This is a genomic window from Candidatus Latescibacterota bacterium (genome assembly GCA_019038625.1).
Taxonomy (GTDB): Bacteria; Krumholzibacteriota; Krumholzibacteriia; order Krumholzibacteriales; family Krumholzibacteriaceae; genus JAGLYV01.
In genome coordinates this window covers 23055-29262 of record JAHOYU010000153.1, presented here as the reverse complement: position 1 = coordinate 29262, position 6208 = coordinate 23055, and the positions used below count along the sequence as shown (strand labels likewise).

6 protein-coding genes are annotated in these 6208 nt (G+C 51.1%); 3 read left to right on the top strand and 3 right to left on the bottom strand.

From position 1 onward, the window contains the following. Both KOO63_11645 and KOO63_11640 read left to right on the top strand, forming a co-directional pair. A partial coding sequence (locus tag KOO63_11645; GenBank protein MBU8922461.1) for a S9 family peptidase occupies positions 1–1575 on the top strand: 1575 nt, incomplete at its 5' end. Positions 1576–1802: 227 nt separating this feature from the next. Then, positions 1803–2249, top strand: coding sequence for a hypothetical protein (locus KOO63_11640; protein MBU8922460.1), 447 nt, complete (start codon positions 1803–1805; stop codon positions 2247–2249). Positions 2250–2372: 123 nt separating this feature from the next. On the opposite strand, the gene KOO63_11635 is transcribed toward KOO63_11640, so the two are convergent. The 3 genes from KOO63_11635 to KOO63_11625 all read right to left on the bottom strand — a co-directional run bounded on the left by KOO63_11635 (position 2373) and on the right by KOO63_11625 (position 4852). After that, the gene (locus tag KOO63_11635) at positions 2373–3248 is read right to left on the bottom strand and encodes a ParA family protein (GenBank protein ID MBU8922459.1); all 876 of its coding nucleotides are present in this window, start codon (positions 3246–3248) and stop codon (positions 2373–2375) included. A gap of 206 nt (positions 3249–3454) precedes the next feature. Continuing rightward, entirely contained in the window at positions 3455–3952 is a 498-nt protein-coding gene (locus KOO63_11630) for a hypothetical protein (protein MBU8922458.1), read from the bottom strand. Between the two features lie 186 nt (positions 3953–4138). Continuing rightward, entirely contained in the window at positions 4139–4852 is a 714-nt protein-coding gene (locus KOO63_11625; GenBank protein ID MBU8922457.1) for a hypothetical protein, read from the bottom strand. 249 nt (positions 4853–5101) lie between these two features. Between KOO63_11625 and KOO63_11620 the strand changes: the two genes are divergently transcribed. Beyond that, a complete protein-coding gene (locus KOO63_11620) occupies positions 5102–6196 on the top strand; it encodes a hypothetical protein (GenBank protein MBU8922456.1) in 1095 nt (364 codons plus the stop codon). The last annotated feature ends 12 nt before the right edge of the window (positions 6197–6208 follow it).

Genomic DNA, 6208 nt, shown 5'->3' with positions numbered 1-6208 from the left:
GATCTTGACACGGGAGAGACGCTGGAAGACAGGATAGTTGAGACCACAGGAAGGCCCGTATGGGCAGCTGATAACAAGACGGTATTCTATTCCACGAAAGACGCGACTCTAAGGGCATGCAAGATACTTCGGCATATTCTCGGGACAGATGTTACGGCCGATCACCAGGTATTCCATGAGACTGACCCGACCTTCAATACATATGTCAGCAGGTCGAAGTCGATGAGATTCATATTTATTTCATCTTACAGTACGCTCTCTACCGAGTACAGGGTCCTGGATGCCTCCAGCCCCGGGGGCGATTTTTCTGTTATCCAGCCCAGGGAACCAGAGCATGAATACGAGATCATGGATTACAAAGACGAGTTCTTCATAGTCACGAATTTCGGAGCCAGGAATTTCAGGCTGATGAAGACTCCGGTCGATCGCACATCCAGAGAGAACTGGCAGGAGGTCATCTCTCACAGGGACGATGTGTTTATCCAGGGCATGGAATTGTTCGATGATTATCTTGTCGTAAGCGAGAGACGAAAAGGGCTGACATTGTTGAGGGTAATGAGATGGGATGATGGGATCGCGAATTATATCCATTTTCCGGAAGAGACATATTCCGTTTATATCGGTGAAAACCCCGAATTCGGCAACAACCTGCTGCGATTCGAATATTCCTCGCTGACCACTCCGAACTCGATCTATGATTACGATTTGTCCAAAGGGAATAAGACTCTATTGAAGCAGGATGAAGTAGTCGGGGATTTCGATCCTGCCGATTATATGGCTGAGAGATTATATGCTGAGGCTGATGACGGTACAAGCATCCCGATATCCCTCGTATATCGGAAAGGAATGGAAAAGAACGGCAGCAATCCATTGCTGTTATACGGGTACGGGTCGTATGGCTCGAGCATGAACGCTTCCTTCAGATCGTATCGATTGAGTCTCCTGGACCGTGGATTCGTCTTTGCCATCGCGCACGTACGTGGGGGGCAGGAGATGGGAAGATCCTGGTATGAAGACGGCAAATTGCTCAAGAAGAAAAATACTTTTACCGATTTCATCGATTGTGCCGAATATCTCTGCGAGAGTCGATTTACGAATCCCGAAAAACTGTTTGCCATGGGTGGCAGCGCGGGAGGCCTGCTGGTGGGCGCAGTGATAAATATGAGGCCTGACCTCTTCAGGGGAGTGGTGGCCCAGGTTCCATGGGTCGATGTCGTCACTACGATGCTGGATGACAGTATTCCACTGACCACTTCCGAATACGATGAGTGGGGAAATCCGAACGACAGGAAATATTACGAGTACATGCTTTCATATTCTCCATACGATAATGTGAAAGCGATGGATTATCCCGCGATGCTGGTAACGACCGGGCTGCATGATTCGCAGGTACAGTACTGGGAACCGGCCAAATGGGTCGCCAGGCTGAGAGATCTGAAAACCGATGATAACCAGCTCCTGCTTCACATAAATATGGGAGCAGGGCACGGTGGGGTGTCCGGAAGATTCAGGAGATATCGGGAAACAGCCCTGGAATTTGCCTTTATTCTGGATCTGGCCGGAATATCCGAATAATGACAGAAGGACAGCCCTGACCAGTTGTTTCGGGGCATCGACCTGTCCACTAATCAGGACATAAGTTACTCTGCAAGAGTCTTTGCCGCAGTCATCCGTGGGACTTGTATCACGTCGTAATATGCTGTTAATGCGAAGGTTATGGCATATTTACGGTATAAGGCACACCCCATGCAATACAAATGTGTAGAGTCGCTATTTCGGGCGGCCGGAACAGGAGGTATGTTATGAGAAGGATGCGAATGAGTCTGATGAGCCTGATAGCGATTGCGATGATCGCCGGTCCCATGATCGCGCTGGATGCTGAAGCAGGAGTAAGGTTCGACGCGACCTTGAGGACCGACAACATGAGGGTCCGTGTAGGTAACATACGCTCCGATTATTACCGTATTCACAGGAGAAGGCCGGTGTCGGTCCGCAGGCACAAGGTCTTTGCGATAGGAAGACATGACCGCAGGATCGCCTATCGTATCGGGCGGTACGTCAATATCCCCGCGCGGGAACTTATTCAGCTAAGGAGATACGGGTACAGTTGGCTTGAGATCGGTCGCTGGCTCGAACTTCCACGCCCCGTGATCCATGCGGCAAGGAGCAGCAGGAGCTGGAAACGGTTCCTCAGGAAGGAAGAGAGACTGGCTGTCCGCATGGCTTACAGGCATGGGCGGAGGCGCTGACCGAAAAGTTCAAAGAGACCAGAAAATAGACAAGGCCGGGATTCCTCCCGGCCTTGTTTTTATTACGCCCATGCTCCGGTCCAAGATCAGAGCTGTAAAGATCGTATATGTCAGAGCCTGGAATCAGACTGCGGCTACACTATCTGTGTTGCTGGTGATCACACCTCTCTCCACCGAGAACAAGTTTTTGTCAGCAGCAGCGCGGCCTATGATCTCAAGCGAAAGATTCAGGTAATCCTGTGCGCCGTAGCTTCTGGGGCGATAACTGAATATGTCTTTTCCGACTCCGGGAGATTCCGCGAGCGCTATATTCTCACGGATTATTGTGTCGAGGAAGAGCGCTCCGAATCGTTCTTTCAGCGCTTCGATTACCGTCCTGCCAAGGACTTTCCTCTTGTCGAATCGTGTCGCGATAAATCCGCCGATCACCAGATCCTGGTTGACCTCGTCCATTATGAACTCGATTTTTTTCAGAAGGCCCTCGAGGCTGCTGAGCGCGAGGTATTCTGTCTGGACGGGAATGAAGACTTTCCGGGCGGCCGCAAGCGCGTTGATCGAGATAAGGCCAAGGCTGGGAGAGCAGTCAAAAAGGATGTAATCGAAATCGTTGCTGATCCTGCCCATAGCCCTCTTCAAAAGATGTTCTTTTTCGGCCCTGTATGCCAGTGACATCTCTGATTCGGCCAGATTGCTGTCGGCTGGGATGACGGAAAGTGCCAGTCGTGATTCCTCACCATTTATACAAAGACGCGCGCTGAGGTCCCTGGTGACGATCGTGTCACGGGGATGGATGTCGCCGCGTAATACATTTGAGATAGTTCCGGTGTATTCATCGGGTGTGATTCCGAGAAAGTCGGTCAGGTGTCCCTGTGGATCAAGGTCTACGAGAAGTACACGTTTCCCGAGGATTGTCAGCCCCGCGCCCGCGTTTACGACTGAAGTGGTTTTTCCAACGCCACCCTTATGATTGAGGAATGCTGCTGTCTCTGCCTGATGCATTCTGCCCCCCTGATGAATAAGCTCCAGATAAACAGACGCCCCCGTGGCGCTTCAATCTGCGTATCCTTACGCGAATCGATGAATTAATCAATGATTATTTTAAACAGGCAATAATTAAAAAGACCGGTAAAGTCTCCAGTGAATCCGGGAAACTCTACCGGCCGATAATGTGGCACCATTTCCAAATTCAGAAACAGGCCCGAAATCTAGAACGCGTATCCTACATGAAGGCCGGGCCAGATAAAGAATCCGCCGTCTTCGCCGATCAGACCATACGCCGTTCCCCTGAAAAGAAAACCGCCTTCTGAACGATATTCGAAACCGAGACCGGCATAATAGTATGAGCCGGTCTCACTGTCACTGAAAGGCCCGCTGTCAATAGAGGCGTTGACGATATTGATACCGCCGGCGATGAAGGGAGAGCCGTTCTTCGGGACAAAATAGATCTTTGCTCCGATAGGGAAGAACAACCACATGGTGTTGTCATCAGAATCTCCGCCACCCAGAGCTGAAAAGCCAGCCTCCAGGGCGAAAGTATTATTCAAGTTTCTCTGGTAGGTGAAGCTGTAGATGAGGGAACGGCCAAGCAGTTCGATCCCGAAATCGTTGGGTAGTTCTTCCCTGCTCTGGGCGTTGAGTGATGCCGGAGAGATAAATGAGACCAGAAGGGCTGAGACCATTAATAAAACAGCGAACCTTGCCATGAAAGCCTCCTTCAAAAGGGGAGTGGCATTGCCTGTGACTGTCAAGGGAGATTCTATGTCTCAGGAACTTTTATGTACAGAAAAATTTCAGATAGATGGATAGAAAAGCCCGACTCTGGAGAGCCGGGCTTTTATCAATAGCCGTAAATCCGCAGGCTCGGAATTCGATGGCCCGATCCTGCTGGCTTATTTGTGCATCGACTTTATCGAACCCCAGGAAGCCTCCTCGGTTCCGACGGAGCATCCTATTATAGAAAGTGTCACGGTGAAGAAATCCCATGCCGCTCCCTCAGTGCGTGTAGCGCTGCAGGAAGTATCGAGAAGGTCGGGATAGTTCGCCGGAATGGTCTCGCCGATTTCGGTAGAGGCCACTCTCGAACCGTTGCCGATCGAGAAGGCCATGCACTGGTCGGGATAATCATCGAAGTGGACTATGGCCTGAACGTTAGTCACAGCAGCGATTGGAACCCAGTTCGTATACTGGATCGTCTCAAATTCCGTGTAGGAAGAGATCGTCCCATAGTAGTCGGGGTCGCCGTTCGCCCAGGGGCCAGTGCCGCTGAGCCAGATGTACCCGCCTTCGAAAGTCTTCATGTAGGTCCTGTTGCCGTTACCGCTTGTATTAACGTTGTCGACAAGCAGGACAGCCGCTGATGATTCGGTCCCACACCAGTAGCGCCACTGCGTGGCGAGCGTTACGCCGTCCCATGATTCAGCGTTAAGCGTGGTGCCTGACTCGACGGCCGAACCGCCAGCGTCCCATGCTTCCGTATAACGACCGAGATAAACGGGACCCCCCAGATCGGTCGACTGATAGTCGCCGTCCAGTGGAGCGTCCGCGAATGCCGATCCGGAAATCAGAATGCCGATCAGAGATAAAACGATACCAAATTTCCCCATTACTCTCCTCCATCAGGTTAAGATGACGTCCCGGTTCCCCCCCGGAACCCGGTGACCACTGCACTGTGACGAGAGTGCTGTCTTGTACCCGCTAGTTGCCGATAATGGTATCATATATATATTCGTTTGTCAATAATCTGGATGATCCTGGAAGCTTTTCCAGAAACAAAGGCTAACATATATCGTACTAACTGTATAATATGACATCCGTTGGCGATACGAACAAATTGATCGAGGAGGATCCCGGTAATGAAAAACATGGGTGCAGCTATTTTACTGATTCTGGCATTGACCTTAACTTTTGGAACTAACCTCTATGGAACAGAAGCTGTCGATATTCTAGATGCACTCGACGGGGTTCCGTACAGGATCCAGATACCCGGGAACTGGAACAGAGGATTGGTGATGTATGCGCATGGCTATAAGATGCCGGGGAGGCCATGGAGTCCGATGCCGGAGAATATAGGCCAGGTATTTTTAGATAGAGGTTTTGCGCTTGTACAGTCAGGCTATTCCCGTCAGGGATGGGCGCTGGAACAGGCTGTCGGTGAGACCGAAGCACTCAAAAACCATTTTCAGAAACAATACGGCAGTGCGGATTCGACATTTATAACCGGCCATTCGATGGGGGGACTGATCACTCTTGCCACAATCGAGATCTACCCGGAGGCTTACGATGGTGCCATGCCGATGTGTGGACCACTCGCTCCTGCGATGTTCTTTTTCAAGGACCGCGTATTCGATATGGTCGTGACGTTCGAAGCGATATTTGGTGACAAGGTGCCTGTCGAGTACCGGCCTCTGATGGAAGCCGCGATCCTTCCTCGCGCCGCCGTGCAGCAGGCTCTTGATGCCATGCCCGGGATGGCCACGAAATATGCCCTTCACTGGGGAATAAGAGAAAAGGATGTCGCCGGGACTATAGCGATGAATCAGTTTCTGTTGAAAGAGCTGGAAGAGAGGGCAAGGGGCAACCCGTTCGATAATACTGGAACGATCTACATGGGATTTGGACAGATCGATGGCCTGAACGATAAGATCTTGAGGTATGTTGCCGATCCCGGCGCAGTCGAATATATCAGGAAGCACTATACAGCTACGGGAGAGATAGAGGATCCCGTTCTGGCCCTTCATACCTCCTACGATGCGGGCGTGCCGACCTGCGTGCCCTGTTACTACGCGAAGATGTCGGCTCTTAAAGATAATGCCGATCTTTTTGTACAGTTGTACGTGGAAGCTGAAGGGCATTGCAATTTCACTGCAGAGCAGACCGGAAGGGTTTTCGATATGCTCAGGGGATGGGTCGCGACCGGACAGAAACCGGAAGCGGGATTACTTGAGTAGACGGAGAGTGCT

Excerpts from the sequence above, each read along its gene's own strand:
- KOO63_11640 (MBU8922460.1), top strand. The coding sequence starts at position 1,803 with ATGAGAAGGATGCGAATGAGTCTGATGAGCCTGATAGCGATTGCGATG.
- KOO63_11635 (MBU8922459.1), bottom strand. The coding sequence starts at position 3,248 with ATGCATCAGGCAGAGACAGCAGCATTCCTCAATCATAAGGGTGGCGTT.
- KOO63_11630 (MBU8922458.1), bottom strand. The coding sequence starts at position 3,952 with ATGGCAAGGTTCGCTGTTTTATTAATGGTCTCAGCCCTTCTGGTCTCA.
- KOO63_11625 (MBU8922457.1), bottom strand. The coding sequence starts at position 4,852 with ATGGGGAAATTTGGTATCGTTTTATCTCTGATCGGCATTCTGATTTCC.
- KOO63_11620 (MBU8922456.1), top strand. The coding sequence starts at position 5,102 with ATGAAAAACATGGGTGCAGCTATTTTACTGATTCTGGCATTGACCTTA.